General features: G+C 36.9%; 21 protein-coding genes. All 21 read right to left on the bottom strand.

Features of this window, described 5'->3' with window-relative positions; all coding sequences use genetic code 11:
* Nucleotides 1–147: 147 nt before the first annotated feature.
* The 21 genes from NST00_RS12950 to tsf all read right to left on the bottom strand — a co-directional run bounded on the left by NST00_RS12950 (nt 148) and on the right by tsf (nt 24,821).
* A complete protein-coding gene (locus tag NST00_RS12950) occupies nt 148–1,401 on the bottom strand; it encodes a M16 family metallopeptidase (protein WP_016836807.1) in 1,254 nt (417 codons plus the stop codon).
* A 170-nt stretch (nt 1,402–1,571) separates the two neighbouring features.
* Complete coding sequence (gene pnp, locus NST00_RS12955) at nt 1,572–3,692, bottom strand: polyribonucleotide nucleotidyltransferase (RefSeq protein WP_016836806.1); 2,121 nt, start codon at nt 3,690–3,692, stop codon at nt 1,572–1,574.
* A gap of 181 nt (nt 3,693–3,873) precedes the next feature.
* Nucleotides 3,874–4,143 (bottom strand): 30S ribosomal protein S15, encoded by a 270-nt coding sequence (gene rpsO / locus NST00_RS12960; protein ID WP_016836805.1) that lies wholly within the window; start codon nt 4,141–4,143, stop codon nt 3,874–3,876.
* A gap of 128 nt (nt 4,144–4,271) precedes the next feature.
* The gene (locus NST00_RS12965; protein WP_016836804.1) at nt 4,272–5,219 is read right to left on the bottom strand and encodes a bifunctional riboflavin kinase/FAD synthetase; all 948 of its coding nucleotides are present in this window, start codon (nt 5,217–5,219) and stop codon (nt 4,272–4,274) included.
* Between the two features lie 12 nt (nt 5,220–5,231).
* Nucleotides 5,232–6,140, bottom strand: coding sequence for a tRNA pseudouridine(55) synthase TruB (gene truB / locus NST00_RS12970; protein ID WP_340710074.1), 909 nt, complete (start codon nt 6,138–6,140; stop codon nt 5,232–5,234).
* An 80-nt stretch (nt 6,141–6,220) separates the two neighbouring features.
* The gene (gene rbfA, locus NST00_RS12975) at nt 6,221–6,571 is read right to left on the bottom strand and encodes a 30S ribosome-binding factor RbfA (protein WP_016836802.1); all 351 of its coding nucleotides are present in this window, start codon (nt 6,569–6,571) and stop codon (nt 6,221–6,223) included.
* Nucleotides 6,572–6,684: 113 nt separating this feature from the next.
* A complete protein-coding gene (locus NST00_RS12980) occupies nt 6,685–6,963 on the bottom strand; it encodes a DUF503 domain-containing protein (RefSeq protein ID WP_016836801.1) in 279 nt (92 codons plus the stop codon).
* Nucleotides 6,960–9,161, bottom strand: a complete 2,202-nt coding sequence (gene infB / locus NST00_RS12985) for a translation initiation factor IF-2 (protein ID WP_016836800.1) — start codon at nt 9,159–9,161, stop codon at nt 6,960–6,962. Before infB ends, NST00_RS12980 begins: the two co-directional genes overlap by 4 nt.
* Nucleotides 9,162–9,175: 14 nt before the next feature.
* Nucleotides 9,176–9,484, bottom strand: coding sequence for a YlxQ family RNA-binding protein (locus NST00_RS12990; RefSeq protein WP_016836799.1), 309 nt, complete (start codon nt 9,482–9,484; stop codon nt 9,176–9,178).
* The gene (rnpM, locus tag NST00_RS12995; protein ID WP_016836798.1) at nt 9,474–9,764 is read right to left on the bottom strand and encodes an RNase P modulator RnpM; all 291 of its coding nucleotides are present in this window, start codon (nt 9,762–9,764) and stop codon (nt 9,474–9,476) included. The genes NST00_RS12990 and rnpM overlap by 11 nt, the downstream gene beginning before the upstream one ends.
* Before the next feature lie 53 nt (nt 9,765–9,817).
* Nucleotides 9,818–11,023 (bottom strand): transcription termination factor NusA, encoded by a 1,206-nt coding sequence (gene nusA, locus NST00_RS13000; RefSeq protein ID WP_168411712.1) that lies wholly within the window; start codon nt 11,021–11,023, stop codon nt 9,818–9,820.
* Between the two features lie 19 nt (nt 11,024–11,042).
* Nucleotides 11,043–11,522, bottom strand: coding sequence for a ribosome maturation factor RimP (gene rimP, locus NST00_RS13005; protein WP_026018948.1), 480 nt, complete (start codon nt 11,520–11,522; stop codon nt 11,043–11,045).
* Nucleotides 11,523–11,830: 308 nt separating this feature from the next.
* The gene (locus NST00_RS13010) at nt 11,831–16,147 is read right to left on the bottom strand and encodes a PolC-type DNA polymerase III (RefSeq protein ID WP_016836795.1); all 4,317 of its coding nucleotides are present in this window, start codon (nt 16,145–16,147) and stop codon (nt 11,831–11,833) included.
* 170 nt (nt 16,148–16,317) lie between these two features.
* Nucleotides 16,318–18,018, bottom strand: a complete 1,701-nt coding sequence (locus NST00_RS13015) for a proline--tRNA ligase (RefSeq protein ID WP_168411710.1) — start codon at nt 18,016–18,018, stop codon at nt 16,318–16,320.
* A 256-nt stretch (nt 18,019–18,274) separates the two neighbouring features.
* Nucleotides 18,275–19,540 (bottom strand): RIP metalloprotease RseP, encoded by a 1,266-nt coding sequence (rseP, locus tag NST00_RS13020; RefSeq protein WP_016836793.1) that lies wholly within the window; start codon nt 19,538–19,540, stop codon nt 18,275–18,277.
* 30 nt (nt 19,541–19,570) lie between these two features.
* Entirely contained in the window at nt 19,571–20,716 is a 1,146-nt protein-coding gene (locus tag NST00_RS13025) for a 1-deoxy-D-xylulose-5-phosphate reductoisomerase (protein WP_016836792.1), read from the bottom strand.
* Between the two features lie 18 nt (nt 20,717–20,734).
* A complete protein-coding gene (locus NST00_RS13030; protein ID WP_016836791.1) occupies nt 20,735–21,529 on the bottom strand; it encodes a phosphatidate cytidylyltransferase in 795 nt (264 codons plus the stop codon).
* Nucleotides 21,526–22,311, bottom strand: coding sequence for an isoprenyl transferase (locus tag NST00_RS13035; RefSeq protein WP_016836790.1), 786 nt, complete (start codon nt 22,309–22,311; stop codon nt 21,526–21,528). The genes NST00_RS13030 and NST00_RS13035 overlap by 4 nt, the downstream gene beginning before the upstream one ends.
* 247 nt (nt 22,312–22,558) lie before the next feature.
* The gene (frr, locus tag NST00_RS13040) at nt 22,559–23,116 is read right to left on the bottom strand and encodes a ribosome recycling factor (protein WP_016836789.1); all 558 of its coding nucleotides are present in this window, start codon (nt 23,114–23,116) and stop codon (nt 22,559–22,561) included.
* The gene (pyrH, locus tag NST00_RS13045) at nt 23,116–23,841 is read right to left on the bottom strand and encodes a UMP kinase (RefSeq protein ID WP_016836788.1); all 726 of its coding nucleotides are present in this window, start codon (nt 23,839–23,841) and stop codon (nt 23,116–23,118) included. Before pyrH ends, frr begins: the two co-directional genes overlap by 1 nt.
* Nucleotides 23,842–23,936: 95 nt before the next feature.
* Nucleotides 23,937–24,821: a translation elongation factor Ts gene (gene tsf, locus NST00_RS13050; RefSeq protein WP_016836787.1), complete on the bottom strand. Its 885-nt coding sequence runs from the start codon at nt 24,819–24,821 to the stop codon at nt 23,937–23,939.
* Nucleotides 24,822–24,908 lie beyond the last annotated feature (87 nt).

A 24,908-nucleotide genomic window follows, 5' to 3' on the forward strand; every position in this document is an offset into this window, starting at 1 on the left:
GTTGGCAATGAACATTTTTTATTACACTTTTCATCACAATCTCGAATGATGAGTAGAGTAGCAGGAATCAACATACAAACTTTATTCACAGTGTGGGTGGTTCCATCGATGAAAAAACGAGCAAAGGATTTCCCTTTGCTCGTTTTTTCATAAATTTGCTATTTTCGCTGCATAATGTTGAACGCCTTGACCAATGATCGCCACTGCAGGCTCAACTGAAAAAATCTTTTTCACTAGCTCATGAATTGAATCCATTGAAATAGCGTTGATCTGTTGAATGATTTCATCAATCGACTTGTGGCGTCCAAAAATCAATTCGTTTTTCCCGTTACGGCTCATGCGATTCGTCATGCTCTCCATATTCAGTAGAAAACTTGCTTTTAACTGTTCTTTTCCGTTATAAAGCTCTTGTAGCGTCACGCCATCTTTTTTTATTTTTTCAATGGATTTAATAATTGTCTCATGTAGTAAAGGCAATTGTTGATTGTTCGTACTTCCGTAAATGGTTAATGCACCGACATCCATATAACAGGATGGATAGGAGAAAATTGTGTAAGCTAATCCCTTTTCTTCCCTTACTTCTTGGAAGAGGCGAGAAGACATATTACCACCTATAATATTATTTAAAGTGATAAAGCTATAGTAATTTGTATCTTTTACACTGATGGCGGGATAACTCATCGCCAAATGGGACTGTTCTACATCCCGTTCCTTTACGAAACGTCCTGAATGAAATGTTGGATTTGATAAGTTTAGTGGGACAGCTTTTTCCGATGGTTCGAAGTTCCCGAACAACGATTCAATATGTAAAAGCAAATCTTTTGATATATTCCCTGCCAAAGAAATAACAACATTCTTTGGATAATAATGTTTATCCATATAGTTCAAAATAAAATCACGATCAAATTTTTGAAGGGTTTCATTCGTTCCTAAAATCGGAAGACCTAATGAATCGTTTGGATACATCACTCTCCATAAACGTTCGTGTACATCATCATCAGGAGCATCTTCGCTCATTAAGATTTCCTCTAATACAACTTGCCGTTCTTTCTCCAATTCATTTTTTTCAAACACTGAATGGAAAAACATATCAGCTAATATACTGATTGCCAACTTTCCATGATGCTCCAACACCTTTGCATAGTAGCAAGTGTTTTCCTTTGATGTAAAAGCATTTAGTTCTCCGCCAATGCGATCAAACTCTTCTGCAATTTGTCTAGCAGTTCGAGTATTTGTTCCTTTAAAGAGCATATGTTCAATAAAATGGGTAATTCCGTTTTCTTCTGGCAGTTCAAATCGAGATCCTGCTCCAACCCATATTCCTACAGAAATTGAACGCACGTATGGAATATGTTCATATACAATCCTTACGCCATTTTGACAAGTATAAACGTTAACCAATTTACAACCTCTTTCTACTGACATTTCCTATCTGTTCGATCTTTATAATCGAAACTACTTCTTACTTTACAAAATATTTTATTGGAATAAAAGTTTTTTGATATCCTATGTACTTTCATTTCAAACAAATAAAAAGAGGTTGTTCTCCTTTCCTACAACCTCTCAACATATTATTGTTTTAAATTTTGTTTTGCTCGCTCTTTATCTTCTTTAATGACTACTTTTCGCGATAAATTAATGCGACCTTGATCGTCAATATCGATTACTTTCACCAGTACTTTATCGCCAATTTTGAGCACATCTTCTACTTTATTTGTACGTTCTTCTTGAATTTCAGAAATGTGGAGTAATCCATCTTTGCCAGGGAAAATTTCACAGAATGCACCGAATTTTTCAATGCGTTTTACAGTTGCTAAATAGTATTCTCCCACTTTTGCTTCGCGAACAATTTCTTCGATAATTTCTTTCGCGCGTAAGTTCATTTCTTCATTCACAGAAGAAATATAAATTGTACCGTCTTGTTCAGTATCGATTTTTACACCTGTTTCATCGATAATTTTGTTGATTGTTTTTCCACCTGACCCAATAACATCACGAATTTTTTCAGGGTTAATTTTAATGGAAATAATTTTTGGAGCATATTTTGAAAGTTGTTCACGCGGTTTTGCAATCGTTTGTTTCATATGTTCTAAGATTTTCAAACGACCTTCTCTTGCTTGCATTAACGCTTCTTCTAAAATTTCACGTGATAATCCGTCAATTTTAATATCCATTTGAAGCGCTGTAACACCTTTTTCTGTTCCAGCTACTTTAAAGTCCATATCTCCAAGATGGTCTTCCATTCCTTGAATATCTGTTAAAATTGTATAGTGTTCGCCTTTTTTCACTAATCCCATCGCAATTCCTGCAACAGGCGCTTTGATTGGAACACCTGCATCCATCATAGCGAGTGTACTAGCACAAATTGACGCTTGAGAAGTTGAACCGTTGGACTCTAATACTTCTGATACACAACGAATCGCATATGGGAACTCTTTTTCATCCGGAATGACTGCAAGCAATGCACGTTCACCTAATGCACCGTGTCCGATTTCACGTCGACCAGGACCGCGCATAGGACCTGTTTCCCCTACTGAGAATGGAGGGAAGTTGTAATGATGCATGAAACGTTTTGATTCTTCTAAACCTAATCCATCAATGATTTGCACGTCTCCTAATGGACCTAAAGTACAGATGGAAAGGGCTTGTGTTTGACCGCGAGTGAAAAGACCTGAACCATGGGCGCGTTGCAATAAGCCGACTTCAGATGATAGCGGACGAATTTCATCTACTTTTCGTCCGTCTGGGCGTACTTTTTCTTCTGTAATTAAACGTCGAACTTCCTCTTTCACCATTTTATCTAAAACAGTGTTTACTTGTTTCAACGTTTCTTCTTCAGCTTCTTGTTCTTCATAATAAGTAATTACTCGCTCTTTAACAGCTGCAATTGCTTCTTCCCGAGCTAATTTTTCCACAGTTTGAATGGCAGCAATCATATCTTGCTCGCACATTGCTCTAACTGCATTTTCAATTTCTTCATCAATTTCAAACAATTCTACTTCAATTTTTTCTTTGCCGACTTCTGCAACTATTTGTTCCTGGAATTCAATTAATTTTTTAATTTCTTCATGCCCAAACATAATGGCTTCAAGCATGATTTCTTCCGGAACTTCTAAAGCACCTGCTTCAACCATGTTGATAGCGTCTTTATTTCCTGCTACAGATAAGTGGATAGTACTTTTCTCTGATTGCTCTATATCTGGATTAATAACAAATTTTCCATCTACATAACCTACATGCACACCTGCGATTGGACCGTTAAATGGAATATCTGAGATGGAAAGAGCTAACGATGAACCAAGCATTGCAGCCACATCTGTTGGACAATCCGGGTCTGAAGACATGACAATTGAAACGACTTGTACTTCGTTTCGAAATCCTTCTGGGAACATCGGACGAATCGGACGGTCAATTAAGCGCGAAACCAAAATTGCATGTTCAGATGGACGGCCTTCTCGTTTGATGAACCCTCCAGGTATTTTTCCTGCTGCATATAAACGCTCTTCGTAGTTTACAGTAAGAGGGAAGAAATCTAATGCTTTTGCATCTTTAGACATCGTTGCAGTGGAAAGTACTGCCGAATCGCCGTAGCGAACAAGCACAGCCCCATTAGCTTGTTTTGCTAATTGGCCAACTTCAATTACTAATGGGCGTCCAGCCCAATCATATCGATAGACTTTTTTTTCGGTCATTCATTAATCCCCTTTCTCTTTGAGAACACTCGTCAGGAATATTTATATACCATTAGTAAGTGTATCAAAAAAGAATATTCTATGCTAAACATTTTCAATTAAAATATGGTAATTTTACTTTTATTGTTACCCAATATACTGTTTTTTGAATAAATAAAAAGCGGGAAAATCCCGCTTTGAATTAACGACGTAAGCCTAATTTTTCGATTAATGTACGGTAACGTTGAACGTCTTTTTCACGTAAATATTTTAATAAATGACGACGACGACCTACTTTTTTAAGAAGACCGCGTTGAGAGTGGAAGTCTTTCTTATGAACAGCTAAGTGATCGTTTAATACGTTAATTTCTTCTGTTAAAATTGCGATTTGTACTTCTGGAGAACCAGTATCTCCTTCATGAGTTTGGAATTCTTTAATGATTTCGTTTTTACGTTCTTTTGAAATTGCCATGTTTAGTTCCTCCTAATATTTATTTACTCCTTTAGCACAGTCAACCGTTGGAGAATCGGTAAGCCGAGCTAAGGAATGTACGATTAGTACACTAGGAAATAATATCATAGTTCAAATGGATAAGCAACTTATTTATCGGCAAAATACTCAATTGTTCGTTCCTTATCTCGAGAGATTTGAGCTTTTAATGATTCAATGCCGTCAAATTTTTGTTCGTCACGTAAACGTTTATACCAAAGGACTTTTACTTCTTCACCGTAAATATTTTTTTCAAAATCTAATATGTGCACCTCAATTGTTAATTGTTTTTCATCCGGGTTTTTAAATGTTGGTTTAAAGCCGACATTGCAAACACCATCATATAATCGATTTTGCACGAACACCCTTACTGCATAAACCCCATTTTTTGGAATAAAACAGCCTTCCATTGATTGAATATTGGCTGTTGGAAATCCGATGGTACGTCCTCTTTTATCTCCTTGAACAACAATTCCAGGAACTTGGAAGGGGCGTCCTAATAAATGATGGACGGTTTCCATATCTCCATCTTGTAAACATTTTCGAATGCGAGTTGATGAGATTTTTTCCCCATCGTCCACCTGTTTTTCCACTACTGTTACACCAAAATTACCAAGGGACAGTTCCTTCATTAAATCCATATTTCCCTTCCCAAATGCACCAAAAGAAAAATCAAAGCCGGCAGTTACATGTTTAACATTCAAATCTCGAATAAAATATTGAATGAAATCCTCTGGTGAAAGCCTAGCAAAATCAGATGTGAATTGTACGACAAATGTTGTATCTACGCCCATTTCTTCTAATATTTCTAATTTTTGTGGAAGAGGTGTAATATAAAAAATTTTTTCATTGCTTTTACCTAATACAATAGAAGGATGGGGATCAAAAGTCATAACAGCACTTTTAATATTCAATTCCTCTGCTTTTTCCATTGCTGCACTGATAACAGCTTGGTGTCCTCTATGTACTCCATCAAAAAAGCCAACTGCTAGGGAATAGGAAGTGGAAGGATCAACTTTATTTAATTGATATGGATATTTTAAATGAATAACCTTCATTCGATTGGCCTCCTAGAAATTATTTGGAAACATCTTATCTGGTTTCATGAGTCCAGGTTTCGTTGGATGTTTTTTATATACTGCAATCGCCTTCCCATTTCGACTAAAAACGATTTTTTCTTCCTGTTTTAATAATGAATGGACTTTTAAAATTTGTCCATTACAAATTTTCTTTTCGTTTGATTCATCGACCTCGATAAATGGATAAGTTAACGCATCTTCAATGGGAAGCAGCAGTTGTTCAAATGTTCCTTCCTCCACAGCCTTTTCAATATCACGAAGAGTATAACAATCCGCTTTCGTAAAATTCCCTGAGGCAGTTCTAACAAGAGAAGCCATATGACTAGGATAGCCTAATAATTGTCCTATTTGTACAGCAAGAGTTCGTATATATGTGCCTTTGCTGCACTTAATTCTTATATGAAAGGTAATTTCCCCGCCTTCAAAAATGGCTTGATCATCAAGCAGTTGCAATTCATGAATCGTTACTTTTCTTGAAGGTCGATCTACTTCAATTCCTTTTCGTGCATATTCATAAAGTTTAATTCCATTTACTTTTACCGCTGAATACATTGGGGGAATTTGTTCAATTTCACCAGTAAGTTGTGAAAGCACTTTTTGCAATTGCTCACGGGTAATAACTTTATAAGATAGATCTTCTTCTACCGTTTCTCCTTCAGCATCTTCAGTTGTTGTTGAGCGACCAATAGCAACAGTGGCTTCATAAGTTTTACCCGTATCCGTTATATACTCGGCAATTCTAGTTGCTTGTCCAATGCAAATCGGTAAAACTCCTTCAACCGCTGGATCGAGCGTTCCTGTATGCCCTATTTTTTTGTATTTTAAAATTTTTCTCAGTTGAAATACACAGTCGTGACTCGTTAAACCTCGTTCTTTCCATAGTGGTAAAATCCCGTTCACTCTATCCCCCCTAAAAATTTCAATAAAAAAAGCCTACCTGCATTATGATGCAGTCGCAGGCTTTTTTAAACTATTTAGAATTACGCCTCATCATGATCTTTAATAGAGCGTAATAATTGTTCGATTTTGTTGCCGTATTCAATCGATGAATCAAACTTAAATAAAAGTTCAGGTGTTCTTCGAAGACGAATACGTTGGCCGATTTCTGTGCGAATGAAACCTTTCGCCTTTTCCAAGGCTTTTAACGTTTCATTCTTTTCTTCTTCATCGCCTAATGTGGTGATATAAATCGTAGCTTGTTGAAGGTCGCCTGTCAGTTCGACAGCCGTTACCGTAACAAATCCTACGCGAGGATCTTTTAATTTTCGGCCAATGATGTCGCCTAATTCTTTCTTCATTTGTTCAGCAACACGATTTGCACGTAGAGACATGTTGTCACCTCTTTTAAAAGCAGGATAAAAGCGAAACGAACTGGCTTTTATCTACTTTACTTCATAGTGTTATTGTTAGTTTAATTGGAAACCGGAAAATTATCCTCTTGTTTTTATAAATATTCCCGAGAAAATTCTAGCAATTCCCATGATGGATTTGATTGTAAAAAGTGAAGTACATGATCGATTTCACGGTCAGCTGCAGCACTCGATGAAGCAACTGTTACAACAGCTATCTTTGTTCGCTGCCACACGTTTTGATGATCGATTTCTGCAACTGATACATTAAATTTTTGTTTTGTACGTGTAATCATCCGTTGGAGAACTGCACGCTTTTCCTTTAAAGAATGGGCATCCGGAATCATAAATTCCGCTTCAAGATAGACAATCATTTCCGCACAATTTCTTCCATAATGAAGGCTTCGATGATGTCGCCTTCTTTAATGTCGTTAAAGTTTTTAATTTGCATACCGCACTCAAAGCCTTTAACGACTTCTTTTACGTCATCTTTAAAGCGTTTTAGCGACTCAAGTTCTCCCTCATAAATAACGATTCCATCACGGATGACGCGTACGCCTGCATCGCGAGTTACTTTACCATCTGTCACATATGAACCTGCAATTGTACCCACTTTGGAAATTTTAATTGTTTGACGTACTTCCGCTTGCCCGATAATTTTCTCTTCATATTCCGGATCAAGCATTCCTTTCATTGCAGCTTCAATTTCTTCAATTGCTTTATAAATGACGCGGTGTAGGCGAATTTCTACGCCTTCTTGTTCCGCTGCACGCTTTGCATTGACGTCTGGACGAACGTTAAATCCTATTACAATGGCATTGGAAGCCGCTGCAAGACTAATATCGGATTCAGTAATTGCCCCTACACCTGTGTGTATAATTTTCACATTTACACCTTCCACATCAATTTTCATAAATGAGGAAGATAGAGCTTCTACTGAACCTTGTACGTCTGCTTTGATGATTAAATTCAATTCTTTCATATCCCCTTGGGACATTTGTTCAAACAAGTTATCTAACGTAACTCGTGATTTTTGTGCACGGCTTGCTTGTATTGCCATTTGTGCACGAGCTTCACCAATTTCGCGAGCCGTTTTTTCATCTTCAAAGACTACGAATCTGTCACCTGCTTGAGGTACTTCGTGTAAACCAGTAATTTCGACAGGTGTTGCCGGCAACGCTTCTTTAACTCGACGTCCTAAGTCATTGACCATAGCACGAACACGACCGAACGTATTTCCTACAACGATTGGATCTCCAACGCGCAACGTACCATTTTGCACTAATAATGTGGCCACAGAACCGCGCCCTTTATCTAATTGTGCTTCGATAACTGTACCGATTGCTCTGCGGTTTGGATTCGCCTTTAATTCAGAAACTTCTGCAACTAGTAGGATCATTTCTAATAGTTGGTCAATTCCTTCACCTTTTAACGCTGAGATTGGTACGAAGATTGTATCGCCACCCCAGTCTTCTGGAATAAGACCATATTCAGTTAATTCTTGCATAACGCGATCAGGATTTGCTGTTGGTTTATCCATTTTGTTTACAGCAACAATGATTGGTACGTTAGCTGCTTTCGCGTGGTTAATGGCTTCCACAGTTTGTGGCATGACACCGTCATCAGCAGCAACAACGATAACAACAATATCGGTAATCTGTGCACCTCTAGCACGCATTGTTGTGAAGGCTTCGTGCCCTGGTGTATCAAGGAAAGTAATTTTCTTTCCGTTAATATCCACTTGATATGCACCGATATGCTGCGTAATACCGCCAGCTTCTCCTTCTGTTACTCTCGAATTGCGGATGGAGTCTAAAGTTGTAGTTTTCCCATGGTCAACGTGGCCCATAATTGTTACAACAGGTGGACGTTCTTCTAAATCCTCTTCTGCATCCGCTTGTTCAAAGTAAATTTCTAAGTCCGTTTTATCGATGCGAACTTCTTCTTCCACTTCTACGCCATAGTCCGCACAAATTAATTCTATCGCATCTTTATCTAAATCTTGGTTAATTGTAGCCATTACACCTAGCATGAAGAGCTTTTTAATGATTTCAGAAGGTTCGCGATTTAATTTCTTCGCAAGTTCTGCTACCGTTAGCGATTCGTAGAAAGTAATTTTTTTAGGAAGTTCCTTTTGAACTTGCTGTTGAGGTTGTTGTTTTGGCTGACGGCGTTTACCACCATGAATACCAGGCTTTTTACGTTGATTACCTTTATTTTTTGGTTGATGTTGAAGAACATCTTGATCTTTTGGAGATTTGTTTCTTTTAATTTTTTCAAAAGCAACGTCTAACTCATCATCATTATTATCGATTTTCTTTAGCTGTTGCTCATGTCTTTTTACTTCTTTGTTTTGCACTGGCTTTGACTTTTGTTGTTCTGCATTTTTTTGCTTAACTGGTGCTTCATTCGTATTTTTGTTAAAGACTGCGTCCAATTTAGCAACCTCTTCTCCGTTAAGCGTAGACATATGATTAGTTACATTTATATTTAATTTTTTCAATTCTTCAATGATTTCTTTACTAGGTCTATTAACTTTTTTGGCATATTCATGAACTCTGATTTTGGTCATCTGCTCACCCCCGATTAATTTTCGTTGAGTAGACTAGACAATTTTTTGGCGAAACCTTGATCGGTGATTGCAATAACCACCCGGGCTTCTTTCCCAATCGCATGTCCTAGTTCATAGCGATTGCCAAATATATGATACTCAACGTTATAAAACGTACATTTATCTTGAATTTTTTTTCTTGAATTGTAGGCTGCATCCGAAGCAAGAATGACTAACTTCGCATTGCCTTTTTGAATTTCTTTGACAACTAATTCTTCACCAGTAATGATTTTTCGAGCTCGAGTCGCCAAGCCTAGCATTTGAAATATCTTTTCATGATTCATTTTTAAATAGCGACTCCCTGCGAATTAATCTAATTAATTCATCATAAATTTCATCTGGTATTTTTACTTCTAGATGGCGTTCTAAAATCTTTTTGTTACGAGCTTTTTCAACTACCTCTTCCGACTTAGAAACATATGCACCGCGACCTGACTTTTTTCCAGTCGGATCTACCGATACTTCTCCATCTTTCGAGCGAACAACACGAAGCAACTCTTTTTTTGGGAAACTCTCACCTGTTACAACACAGCGGCGTAATGGAACTTTTCTTTTCGTTGGCACGTAATATCACCTTCCCTATAAGCTCATCATACGCATTCCTTGTTCGATGTCATTTATTTTTCATCATCTTGTTCTTCATAGATTGTGTCTTCATCGATTGTAACTTCTTGATGTTCATCATCGTTGATATCTTGATATAAGTCATATTCAAAATCGTCGAAGGAAGACTCTTCATCATTTTGAATGTCGATGATTGGACTGTTCTCATTAGGATAAATTCCTAATTCACGAGCATCAGATTCGCTTTTTATATCAATTTTCCAACCTGTTAATTTTGCTGCAAGTCTCGCATTTTGTCCCCGTTTACCAATTGCTAATGACAGTTGATAATCTGGAACGATGACTGTCGTTGATTTTTCTTCTTCATTCACAATGACATCTAACACTTTTGAAGGGCTAAGAGCATTTGCAACAAATACAACAGGATCTTCTGACCATTCAACAATGTCAATTTTTTCGCCATTTAACTCATTGACGATTGCTTGTACACGGGCTCCTTTCGTACCAACACAAGCACCTACTGCATCCACTTCTGGATCGTGAGCATAAACGGAGATTTTTGAACGATCTCCTGCTTCGCGAGCGATTGATTTAATTTCTACGATACCATCATAAATTTCTGGTACTTCCATTTCAAATAGTCTACGTAGTAAACCTGGATGTGTACGGGAAACGATAATTTGTGGTCCGCGAGTCGTTTTTTCGACTTTTGTAATGTACACTCGAATGCGTTGTTGAGGCTTATATTCTTCACCTTGAATTTGTTCATTTAATGGTAATGCAGCTTCTACTTTTCCAAGATTAATATAAATATTGCGAGCGTCTCTTCGTTCAATAATTCCATTCACGATATCATCAGTGCGATCAACAAATTCTTCATATATAATGCTTCTTTCTGCTTCACGTACGCGTTGAGTAACAACTTGTTTTGCAGTTTGTGCAGCAATTCGACCAAAGTTGCGAGGTGTCACTTCTTGTTCAACAATATCTCCTGGTTCATAAACGCTATTAATTTTTCTAGCTTCTTCTAGCGAAATTTCTAATCGTGGATCTTCCACTTCCTCCACAACTTCTTTTCGTGAGAATACTTTAATTTCTCCGGTTTCTTGATTAAAATCAACGCGTACATTTTGTGCTTGATTAAAATTGCGTTTATATGCAGTCACTAATGCGGCTTCGATCGCTTCCACTAATATTTCCCTTGAAATGCCTTTCTGCTCTTCTAGAGCAATTAAAGCATCTAGTAATTCACTGCTCATTGTTTAAATTCACTCCTAATTAATTTGATGAAAAATCGATTGCTAGCCTAGCTTTTGCAATCTTCTCTTTTGCAATTTGTATTAATGCATTACGAGTTTTTATACGAATTTCAATTTCCAGGCTCTCTTCATTGTTGGATTTTAAGTATCCATAAAATTCTTTCATGCCATCTATTGGTTCATACGTTTTTATGTAAACGTACTTTCCAACGGCTTTCTCAAAATCCGATTCTTTCTTCAATGGACGTTCCGCACCAGGAGAAGAAACTTCTAGATAGTAGTTTTGTTCAATCGGATCCTTTTCATCCAACACAGCACTTAATCGCTCGCTAACTAGTGCACATTGGTCGATATCAATTCCACCTTGAGGAGTATCGATGTATACACGGAGGAACCAAGCGCGTCCCTCTTTTACAAACTCAATATCCACTAATTCAAGATTTAAATCCTGTAAAATCGGTGTAACTAGCTGTTCTACTATTGTAGTAATTTTGCTCATAATATCCTCCCAACGTCTTGTTTCGTTGACTAAAAACAGAAATTCCACCAATATTGGTGAAATTCGCATTCCGTGTACTTTTTCAATCGCCCCCCTCCTTGGTGGAGAGCAAAACTCAAGACACAATGTAAACAATAGAAAAGAGCGGGAAAACCCACTCTTTTGCTGCAAAAACTATCAACAAATTATTGATATAACAATAGCACAATTTCTTAATAAATGCAAATTTACAAAACGATTCCACCGTATTGACAAATTTGCAATGCACGGCTTTTGGAAGAGAATCAAACTCGACATCTTTTCGAAAATTAGAATAGTGATAATTGGTCTTCATCTGGAAGGCCATCTAACACACCTAATTGTTCCATGTATTCAATCAATGATTTTGATACACGACCGCGAGTTTGTAAATCTTCTTTTGATAAAAATTGTCGTTCTTCTCTTGCTGCTACAATTTGTTTCGCAACGCTTTCCCCTAATCCTGGAATAGCATTGAACGGAGGAATAAGGGAATTCCCTTCGATGACAAATTCTGTTGCCTTTGATTTGTATAAATCGACATTTTTAAAGCTCATTCCTCTTTCGCACATTTCAAGAGCAATTTCAAGAACCGTTAACAAGTCCTTTTCTTTTTTCGTTGCATCTAATCCTTTTGCATTGATTTCTTCCACTCTTGTACGAATGGCTCTTGCCCCTTTAATCATCGCTGGTAAATCAAAATCTTCAGCACGAACTGAAAAATAGGCACAATAGTATGCTAGAGGAAAATGTACTTTAAAGTATGCCACCCGCACAGCCATTAATACATAAGCGGCAGCGTGAGCTTTCGGGAACATGTATTTAATCTTTTTACATGATTCAATATACCAGTCTGGCACACCGTTTTCTCTCATCGCTTTCTCCATATCTTCTGTCAATCCTTTTCCTTTACGAACAGATTCCATCGTTTTGAAAGCGAGAGAAGGTTCTAGCCCTTTGTATATTAAATATACCATGATATCGTCACGACATCCGATAACTTCTGAGAAAGAACATACGTTGTTTGCTATCAATTCGCTGGCATTTCCTAACCAAACATCTGTCCCGTGAGAAAGCCCAGAGATTTTTAATAACTCTGAGAACGTTTTTGGCTTTGTATCTTCCAACATTTGACGAACAAATTTTGTACCGAATTCTGGTATGCCAAGAGTTCCTGTTTTACAAAAAATTTGCTCAGGAGTTACCCCTAAAGATTCTGTTCCGGTAAAAATCGCCATCACTTCTGGATCATCGGGTGGAATTGTTTTAGGATCGATGCCTGTTAAATCTTGCAACATGCGAATCATTGTCGGATCATCGTGCCCAAGTATATCAAGTTTTAAAATGTTATCGTGAATCGAATGGAAATCAAAGTGCGTTGTACGCCATTCAGCATCTTGGGCATCTGCAGGATATTGCACAGGTGTAAAATCGTAAATATCCATATAATCAGGAACAACGAGAATCCCTCCTGGATGTTGTCCAGTCGTTCGTTTAACGCCCGTACAACCTTGTACTAAACGATCGATTTCTGCGGCTCGGAAATTTATATTATTATCATTTGCATATCCTTTTACAAAGCCATACGCTGTTTTTTCAGCAACGGTGCCGATTGTTCCTGCACGATATACTTTATCTTCCCCAAACAATACTTTCGTATAGTTATGGGCGCGAGGCTGATATTCCCCTGAGAAGTTCAAGTCGATATCTGGAACTTTATCTCCATTAAATCCAAGGAACGTTTCAAACGGAATATCTTGTCCGTCTTTATTTAAAGGTGTTCCGCATTTTGGACAATCTTTATTTGGCAAATCAAATCCTGAACCGACGGAGCCATCTGTAAAGAATTCAGAATAGTAACAGTTCGGACATACATAATGAGGTGGCAACGGATTCACTTCCGTTATTTCCATCATTGTTGCAACTAGGGAAGATCCAACAGAACCACGCGAACCTACTAAATAACCATCTTCTAAAGACTTCTTCACGAGTTTTGCAGAAATTAAATAAACAACCCCGAAACCATGGCCTAAAATAGAGTTCAACTCTTTTTCAAGACGTTTCTCTACGATTTCCGGAAGATTTTCACCGTAGATTTTATGAGCCATTTCATACGTCATTCGTGTAATTTCTTCATCTGAACCTTCAATTACAGGTGTATAAAGTTTATCTTTAATCGGCTTCACATCGCCAATCATGTCTGCAATTTTTTGAGAGTTTGTGACAACGATTTCCTTTGCAGTTTCTGGACCTAGAAATGCAAATTCTTCAAGCATTTCATTTGTTGTGCGGAAATGCACTTTTGGAAGAGGATAACGATTTAAAGGATTCGCTCCACCTTGAGAAGATACTAAAATTTTACGGTAGATGGCATCATGTTCGTCTAAATAGTGAACGTTACCAGTTGCAACAACCGGTTTATCCATTTTCTTGCCAAGTTTCACTAATTTACGAATGATATCCTCTAAATGCCACTCATCATGAATCGTGCCACTGTCAAGCAGTTGAGAATAAACTGATTTTGGATGCACTTCAATATAATCATAAAATTCCGCTACTTCTTCTGCTTCTTCAGGGGATTTATTCATCATTGTTTCAAATAATTCGCCGTTGCTACAGCCAGAACCAATGATTAATCCTTCCCGATGTTTCATTAAATCTGAACGTCGAATGCGCGGCACTCGATAAAATGTTTGCGTATGAGAAATGGACACTAATTTGAATAAATTTTTCAAACCGTTATTATTAACTACTAAAATTGTGCAATGATACGGTCTAGATTGTTTATATGCTTCTTCTCCACCCATGAATTTATTAAAATCATCATGGTATTTTATGCCTTTTTCTCTTGCCTCTTTTAATAGATGCAATAATAAATAACCCGTCGCTTCAGTATCATAAATAGCTCGGTGATGTTGCGTCAATTCAATACCGTATTTTTTACAAAGCGTGTTTAAACGGTGATTTTTAAGAGTTGGATTAATTAGTCTTGATAACTCTAACGTATCAATTACCGGATGTTTAACTCCTTCAATTCCCGCTTTTTCATATGCTGCATAAAGGAACCCCATATCAAAGGAAGCGTTGTGAGCAACAACAATTGCATCACCAATAAATTCGTGAAACTCTCGTATCACATCGTCAACTTCTGGAGCATCTTTCAACATATCATCGGTAATATGAGTCAATTCAATGATTTTTTCCGATAACGGTCTATGTGGATTAGCAAATCGTTCGAATTTATCAATGACTTTGCCTTCCTTTATTTTAACTGCTGCTAATTCAATAATCGTATCGTAAGCAGTAGATAACCCGGTTGTTTCCACATCAAACACGACGAACGTCGCATCATCTAAGAGAATATGCTGTTCTTCGTAAGCAATCGGTACACCATCATCCACCAAATTTGCTTCCAAACCGTAAATAATTTTAATACCGTGCTTTTTCCCCGCAGCGTAAGCTTCCGGATATGCTTGGACGACAGCGTGATCTGTAATCGCTACTGCTGGATGCCCCCACTTTGCAGCTTGTCCTACAATTCGGTCAACTGGCGTGACAGCGTCCATTTGACTCATCGGCGTATGTAGATGCAATTCAACTCGTTTTTCGCCATCAGGTGCTGTATCTTTTCTTGTCTCTTTATGAATTTCATTGATATCATTCGCCATTACCACTAAATCACGAACGAACGTATCGTTTTGAACGGATCCTCTAACTTTTACCCACATCCCTTTTTTAATACGGGACATAGTTTCAGCATCATCATTGTTGCGAGAAAACATTTTCACAAGAATGGAATCTGTATAGTCCGTCAATTTTATTTCCAACAATGAACGTCCGCTTTTTAATTCTTTCACTTCCACATTGAAAATGTAACCTTCAATCACGATGCGGCGCTCTTCCTCAACAATCGATTTGATATCAACAATTTCTGTGTCATTAATAATAGATCCGAGTTGCACAGGACCACTTTCAACTTGCGGCGTTTCCTTCTTCTCTTTTTCCCGTTTTTGGAAGTCTTCAATGGCTTGTCTTGCCAGTTCAGCTTCTTCTAGCATTCGCTGTTCCAATAATCTTTCTTGCTCGGCCTTTTCCTCTTCTGATGCTTCAACTAATTTGAAATCGACAGGAAACAGTGGAAATCCAAAGCAAGCATAAGATTCTGAAATGATTGCGCCATATTTTGATTTTAATGTCAATTGTTCCATTTCTGATATACATGTAAGAACTAATTTGTTTCCTGCCCATGTTGGCATCTGACAAGTGAGTCGTTTTTTTACTGGTGGAGATGCATCAATGCGTTCTACAACAGACAACCAGTAGTCTGTAATTAGTTCTTCCGTTATTTGTGGATTGATTGCTTCAATTGTTAACGTTGTTTGGGCAATATGATGAAATTCTTCTTTTAATCGAGAAGAAAATAATTGATAGATTTGATAGGGCAAGATATTTTGAAGCTTTACTGAGAAATTCCAAATCCGTTTTTTCTTATGAACTGTTAAGCGAGTGAGTTCACCTTGTTCAAAAAAAGACATGTAAATATCATCTGTTAAGTTAATTTGTGAAAGGAGCGTATTAAAGCGCTCTCTTGCATCTAAGTTTGCCAATCAACTCACCACCTTCTATATTAAGAAGCCCTCAAAAGGAAAGTAAAAAATGAAAAGAATTCGCATATCTCTGTAGATAAGGCGAATAAACGCCTCATCTATAGAACGAGCGAATTCTATTTTCTATCCAACTATTAAGTATACACTATTTTTCAACGGATTGTTTGAAATTATTGAGTTCGATAAAATTCATTTAATCGGTCAATAAGCTCTTCCTTCGCGCATTCAAAAGTCTCTCCTGTTTTTCGAATTTTAACTTCCACGATTCCCTCCATCGCCTTATTACCGATTGTAACGCGAATTGGTAAACCGATTAAATCGCTGTCAGCAAATTTGATGCCTGCCCGATCATCCCGATCGTCATATAACACATCATAGCGATAAGTTGTTAAGATATTGTAAAGCTGATCTGCAAGATTTCGTTGAGCTTCATCTGCTACGTTAACTGCCATCAGATGTAAATCGTATGGAGCTAAATGTTTTGGCCAAGTAAATCCTTTTTCATCATAGTATTGTTCTGCTAATATGCCAAATAATCTAGTCAAATCTAGTTCGTAACTCGCTAAATGCATCGGTATTTTTTTACCTTCTTGATTTGTAACATATGCTTTCATTTTCTCTGCGTATAGCGTATTCAGTTTTGTTACTCGTCCAATTCCAATTCCCTTTTCTAAACGAATAATGCCTTTTCCGTCTGGTGAAGGGTCACCTTCTTCAATATACCGAATATCTCCATATAAATTGATAGCAAAATCTCGATTTGGATTCACATTAATGTAATGATAGCCGTTTTCGTTAGCCCCGCTCACACCGTTTACAATGGACTTAATTCCATAGTCAGCAACCACTTTTATATCAAGAGGCAGTTTTATTGGACCAATCGATCCAGTAGAACATCCGAGAGTTTTTTCAATTTCCTCTTCACTAGCAAACTGTACATTTGATGCATTTAATAATTTCATGATTTTTATCATATTCAACTGGTGGTCTCCGCGAACTAATGCGACGATGATTTCGCCATCAACATTTAAAACTAGGGATTTAATGCATTTCGTCGATTCAACTTGTAAAAAATCACATAATTCGTGAATCGTTTGAACATTTGGTGTTGCAACTTTTTCTATCGGTTTCAATTCCTCATTGGGTTGTTCATATTCAATGGCCACTTCTGCAATTTGTGCATTTGCTACATAATGTGATTGATTTGAAAAAGCGATCATTTCTTGTCCATTATTGTTTAGAATGACAAATTCAAACGATTGATCACCAAATGCTCCTGAATCCGCTTTCACAATATGCACGTTTAATCCAAGACGAGAAAAAATTCGTTCATAAGCACTAATCATATGTTCAAAGCTTCCATTTAAACTTTCTTCATTTTCGTGAAATGAATAAGCATCTTTCATCAGAAACTCCCGCGCTTGAAATAAATCATGGCGGTATTCCTTTTCGTCACAGAACCTCCTTTGAATTTGAAATAGCGTTAAAGGTAATTTTTTATACGTTTTGATTTCATCCCTAACAATAGAAGTAATCAATTCAATGCTTGGTCCCATGACTAATTCATGTTGGTTACGATCTTTTAGATAAATCCATTCTTTGTTGAAAAACTGCAATCTACCTGACTGCTTCCATAAATCAATCGATTGAATCGACGGCAATTCCAATTCAATGGCTTGACGTTCCTCAAGCTCCTCCCGTACGATTTGCTCAATTTTATGTAATACCCGTTTCGCTAAAGGTAAATACGTATATGTTCCATTTGCATGTTGACGAATATATCCAGCACGCAGCAACATTTGACAAGATTTTGTATTGGCAGTTTGAGGCACTTCCCGCATTGTTGGTATAAACGTTAAACTTTGTCTCATCAGTGCTCCACCTTTATGATTTTCTATCTTTCTTAATAGAATAGCATATCCTTGAAGAGATTGAGTATATACATTTTTTTATAAATAATGACTAAAATCAAAGGCTTTCTGTCATTTTTGTAATAAATGATAAGAAAAGCACTTATTCCAATGTCTACATACAACATCCTGTCACAATTGCATCATTTTCCACAAAATAAAAATCGCCTCCGATATAATAATCGGATGGCGATTTATTAAAGTCGTATCATATTATTTATTGGAAAAACAACCGCTGTATATCGTTCCATGTTACAGCAATCATTAAAATCATTAATAACACGATTCCTACAAAATGAACCATGCCTTCCTTTTGACGATCGACAGGTTTTCCTCTAAGTGCTTCAATACCAAAGAACATTAATCGGCCGCCGTCTAAAGCTGGAAGTGGAAGTAAATTCATGATTCCTAAATTAATGCTTAATGCTGCTGTCCAGTACATCAGCGTAAAGAAACCATGTTTTGCTACTTCTCCAGTTACTTGATAAATACCAACTGGACCAGCCAAGTCATCAAGAGTGAAATGTCCAGCGATTAAATGAACTAACGCCTGAAGAATTAAAATAGTGTATTCCCAAGTTTGTTGGAAGCCATACACAACAGCTTTAAATGGATTTTTTACAAATGGACTTTTGTACATAACGCCAATTTGTCCAACTTCTTCGCCATTTTCCAGCTTGACTGTATCTGGAACAATATTTAACTCGACAAGTTCTTCATTTCGCTCTACAATGACGGATAACTCTTTGCCGGCACTATTTTGAACATAACTTGTTAAATCAGCCCACTCATTAATAGGCTTTCCGTTTATAGATTTCACATAGTCTCCGGCTTGCATACCAGCTACAGCTGCAGGACTGTTGTCTACTACTTCCGTAACAATCGGTTCATTTGTTGGTACTCCTTGGAAAATACCAAGAAGTAAAAAGATTGCAAAGGCTAAAAGAAAGTTAAATAAAGGACCAGCAAAAATTGTTAAAGTTCGGTTCCATAACGATTTCGCTTCGAATGTTCGGTCATAAGGAGCAATTAACGTTTCTTCGCCATTTTCAACAATTATTGCATTGCGAGAAACATCAAAACGAACTAAACGCTCTTCTTCATCGTATCCTTCGATCCATAATTTTTTAGTTAAATCCGCTCGTTCCACTTCCATAAATAATACGTTCGGATTTTGAACATTTTGATTTAAATAAATCTTTTCGACCTTTTCTTCATTATTCAATATGAGCCCAACACGATAGCCAGGTTGAAGTTCAATCCGATCAAAATCATCTCCGGCCATTCGTACATATCCGCCTAAAGGTAATAGACGAATGGTATATATTGTTTCCCCCTTCGTCATACCAAAAATTTTTGGTCCCATACCAATAGCAAATTCGCGCACTAAAATACCTGCTCTTTTTGCAAAAATAAAGTGTCCTAATTCATGAAAGAATACGATTAATCCGAATACGAGGATAAATGCTAAAATAGTTTGCATAAAATACCACCTTTAGAGCCAAGCTCGTGTTTATTGTACCATATGAAGCACTTTTTTTCTTGTTTCACTGTCAACATGCAAAATCGTTTCCAAATCTGGATTCAGTACATTGTGATGGTCATTCATGATGCGTTCGATAATCTCTTCAATCTGTAAAAATGCAATTTTTTCTTCTAAAAACAACTGTACTGCTGCTTCATTAGCTGCATTCATGGCCGTTAAAATGGTTCCGCCAATTCTTCCTGCTTCATAAGCCAGTTTTAATGCTCTGAATCGCTCAAAATCAACTTCTTTAAAATGTAGTTGTCCAATTTCAGCTAAATTTAATGACTTTCCACCAACAAGTGGCAATCGGTCTGGGTAACTTAATGCATATTGAATTGGTACACGCATATCTGGAGTTCCTAATTGAGCGATGACACTTGTATCATGGTATTCCACCATCGAGTGGATAATGCTTTCTTTATGAAGCAAGACATCAATTTGGTCAAAAGGCATGTCAAATAGTACATGGGCTTCAATCACTTCTAATCCTTTGTTCATCAACGTTGCAGAATCAATTGTAATTTTTGCACCCATTGACCAGTTCGGATGATTCAAGGCATCCTTGACTGTAACATTTTTTAATTCATCGCGAGTTTTATCGCGAAATGCACCGCCAGAAGCTGTCAAAATTAACCGCTTAATTTGTTTTGGATTTTCCCCATTCATCGACTGGAATATCGCTGAATGCTCACTGTCAACTGGTAATATCGGTGCGTGGTGTTTTTTTGCTTCTTTCATTACTAGATGACCAGCAGTAACAAGGGTCTCTTTATTAGCGATTGCAATCGTTTTTCCCATACGAATGGCAGCTAATGTAGATGGCAAACCAACACTTCCTAAAACTGCATTCAATAAAACGCTCGTCTCAGGATGAGTTGCAACTTCTACTAAACCTTGTTCGCCGTATGTAAAATGTATATGAGGAAACTCTTTTTTTAATGCAAGTGCATCTTTTTCCTCTTGCACAGAAACTAACTCAGGTTGTAATGTTTTAATGATTTCTTTTGTTTTTTCTATATTTTTTCCTGCAGAAAAAGCAACAAGTTGGAACTCTTCAGGATGGGATTTTAATATATCATAAGTTTGCCATCCAATTGAGCCTGTTGCCCCTAACAAACTAATTTTTTTCAATTTGGGTCCTTCCCTTCATTAACTAACAAAATGCAACAAGTTGAATAATGGTAATACAAACAATAAACTATCGAATCGATCTAGTATTCCACCATGTCCAGGAAGAAGTTTTCCTGAATCTTTTACATCATAATGTCTTTTAATAGCAGATTCTACTAAATCACCTAATTGTCCAAAAATAGAGCTTACAATCGTTACAAGTATTAGTATAAACCAAGGTTTTTCAAAGGGGTAAATAAATTGCATAACACAGGCAGATACAACCGCTATCAAAATCCCTCCGAAAAATCCTTCAACCGTCTTATTAGGTGAAATTTCTGGCCATAGCTTGTTTTTCCCAAATTTTCTACCAGTAAAATATGCCCCTGAATCAGTAGACCAAACTACAAGTAAAGCAAAAATAATAAATTGTAACCCTGCATCTCTCGTTTCAATTAAATAATAAAATCCGATTCCTATATACAAAGCTGACAGTAGGACAAATCCAATTTCATCGAATGTAAAATGATTTTTTACAATGACAGAATGAATTAATAATAACAGTGCAGCAATGACAAGAAATTCTAATTTCGAATAAGATGTGATATCTTGGACTTTTGCCGCAAAATTATCAGGCATTAATAGCATATATACGGTAAGTAATCCAATTAAGCCTGGAACTGAGAAAATAGCCATCTTTTTCATGCGTAGTAGTTCGAACATTCCAACTGTAGCCATTGCGTAAACTAATAGAGTAAACGGGAGATTACCATATAATACAAACGGGATGAAAAAAGCTGCTGCTACTACACCCGTTATAATACGTTGCTTCAATTAATTTCTTCTCCTTTCAATCCACCATAGCGACGATTTCTTTTTTGATAGGCTTGAATTGCTTCTAAGAAAGTTTCCTCATTAAAATCTGGCCATAGCGTATCCGTAAACCAAAACTCAGTATAGGCTAATTGCCAAAGCATAAAATTGCTTAATCGTACTTCTCCGCTTGTACGAATTAATAAATCTGGTTCCGGTAGATGTGATGTCATTAGATATTGGTTCATTGTTTCTTCAGTGATCGAATCAAAATTTAATGTTCCTTCTTGTACATCTATCATCATCTTTTTTATAGCATTCACAATTTCGGCACGGCTGCCATAATTCATCGCAAAATTCAAAATAAGCCCTGTATTATTTTTTGTTTTTTCTAACGCTTTATTTAAAGCTTTTTTTGTATGTTCTGGTAAACCTTCCTTTTCACCAATCATTTGCACGCGAATATTTCGTTCCATGATTTCAGGTAAAAAATCATTAAGAAATTTTTCTGGTAAGCTCATTAAAAATTCTACTTCAGATTTGGGACGCTTCCAGTTTTCTGTTGAAAAGGCATATAGTGTTAACACTTTCACACCTAAATCATCTGCCACACGTGCTATTTTTCTAACAGTTTTCATCCCCTCATGATGTCCAGCGATTCGTGGCATTGCCCGCTTTTTTGCCCAACGTCCATTACCGTCCATGATGATTGCAATATGGGAAGGGATTACTTCAAGATTGACGCTTTCTTCAGCTATTTTTTTCTCATATTTAGTTTTATTAAAAAAATTTTTTAATACCATTTATTCCCCCACCTGACAACGTTTTGGACGTATTCTTATTAATAATATCAAAAACAAATATACGTGTCTTTTATTTCCTTGATAATTATTCGTATTTTTTGTAATGTTTTACTATCATATGTATTTTTTTGTTCAATCATATCAATATTAATTGATGGATAAAACATAGATGAGATAAATGAAAATGACGTCCTAGATGAAAGGACGTCACATTCCTACAGAAAGTTCTGTTATAACTGAGTAAGCATTAAATTGCAAGGATTTCTTCTTCTTTCTCTTTTGCCAAATTTTCTACTTTTGCAATAAAATCATCTGTTAATTTTTGAATATCATTTACTTGACCACGTAGTTCGTCTTCCGTAATCTCACCATTTTTCTCCATTTTCTTCAGATCATCATTCGCATCACGACGAACGTTACGAATTGCAACTTTTGCGTCTTCCGCTTCTTTTTTCACGATTTTCACTAATTCTTTGCGACGTTCTTCTGTTAAAGGTGGAATTGTTAAACGGATTACATTTCCATCGTTTGTAGGCGTAATACCAATATCAGATTTTAAAATCGCTTTTTCAATTTCACTTAAAATTGATTTATCATAAGGTGTAATGACAAGGAGTCGTGCTTCTGGAACCGAAATACCAGCAAGTTGGTTAACCGGTGTTGGTACCCCATAATAATCAACAGTGATTCGATCGAGTAATGAAGCGTTTGCTCGACCAGCACGAATTGAAGCAAGTTCGCGGGTAAAGGCAGCAATGGATTTGTTCATTTTTTCCTTCGCTTGTTCATATACATTATTTGACATTATGCATTCCTCCTAACAACTGTCCCAATTTTATCACCTAAAACGGCACGTTTAATGTTACCTTTTTCCATAATAGAGAATACTATTAATGGGATGTCGTTGTCCATACATAAAGTGGAAGCAGTGGAATCCATCACTTGTAAACCTTGTTGAATTACATCTAAATAAGTGAGTGTATCATATTTCACTGCATCTTCGTGAGTTTTTGGATCCGCAGAATAAACACCATCGACATTATTTTTCGCCATTAAAATGGCTTCTGCTTCTATTTCTGCAGCTCTTAATGCAGCTGTTGTATCTGTAGAGAAAAATGGATTTCCAGTACCAGCAGCGAAGATTACTACGCGTCCTTTTTCAAGATGACGCACTGCTTTTCTACGTATGTAAGGTTCCGCCACTTGGGTCATTACGATTGAAGATTGCACTCGAGTTTCCACGTTGAGTTTTTCTAATGCATCTTGAAGTGCAAGAGAGTTCATCACAGTCGCAAGCATTCCCATATAGTCGGCAGAAGCACGATCCATTCCCATTTCACTTCCTATTTTACCACGCCAGATGTTTCCTCCGCCAACTACAACTGCAACTTCAACACCAAGATCTACAACTTCTTTAATATCTTCAGCAACTGACTTAATGATTTTTGGCGAGATACCGAATCCTGCTTCTCCTGCCAATGCCTCACCACTAATTTTGATTACAACTCGTTTATACTGCGGCACACTCATAGTAAACCTCCGTTATGTGAATAATTAATTTTCATTTCTGAAAAATAGGGAACACTTAGAGTGCTCCCCATAAAGTTTGTGTATTTATCCTACAATTATTTACCTTTCACTTGGCTCATAACTTCTTCTGCAAAGTTGTCTGCACGTTTTTCAATACCTTCTCCAACTTCATAACGCACGAATGAAGTTACGTTACCGCCAGTAGATTTCACGAAATCGCGTACTTTTTTATCAGAATCTTTAACAAATGCTTGATCAAGTAAGCAAACTTGTTCGAAGAATTTTCCAAGACGACCTTCAACCATTTTTGCAACAATATTTTCTGGTTTACCTTCGTTTAATGCTTGTTCAGTTAACACTTTGCGTTCACGTTCAACTTCTTCCGCAGGTACTTCTTCGCGAGTAATGTATTTTGGATTGATCGCAGCGATATGCATAGCGATATCTTTTGCAGCATCGCTGTCTGTTGAACCTTCAAGTACAACTAAAACTCCGATACGTCCACCCATGTGTAAGTAAGAACCGAATGTATCAGCATCTGTTTTAGTTTTCACTTCGAAACGACGAAGAGTGATTTTTTCACCAATTGTTGCAACAGCAGAAGAAATTTGTTCTGCGATGCTAACACCTTCTTCATTTTTTACTTCTAAAGCAGCTTCTAAAGATTCAGGTTTAGCTTTTAATAATTGTGCCGCTAAGCTTTTTACTAATTCTTGGAATTGGTTGTTTTTCGCAACGAAGTCAGTTTCAGCGTTTACTTCTAAAATTACAGCATCGTTACCTTCTGTTAAAATGTAAGTTGTACCTTCCGCAGCGATACGATCAGCTTTTTTACTTGCAGATGATAAACCTTTTTCACGTAGGTAATCGATTGCAGCATCGATATCACCGTTCGTTTCTACAAGGGCTTTTTTACAATCCATCATACCTGCGCCCGTTTTTTCACGAAGTTCTTTTACTAATTGAGCAGTAATTGCCATTGAAAGTTCCTCCTTGGATAATTTATGTTTACTATAAGTTTTAGCCTTTTTATATAATAAGAAACCGTAGTTTCTTAAAAAAAGGTG

Source organism: Ureibacillus sp. FSL K6-0165 (assembly GCF_038004285.1).
GTDB lineage: Bacteria > Bacillota > Bacilli > Bacillales_A > Planococcaceae > Ureibacillus > Ureibacillus thermosphaericus.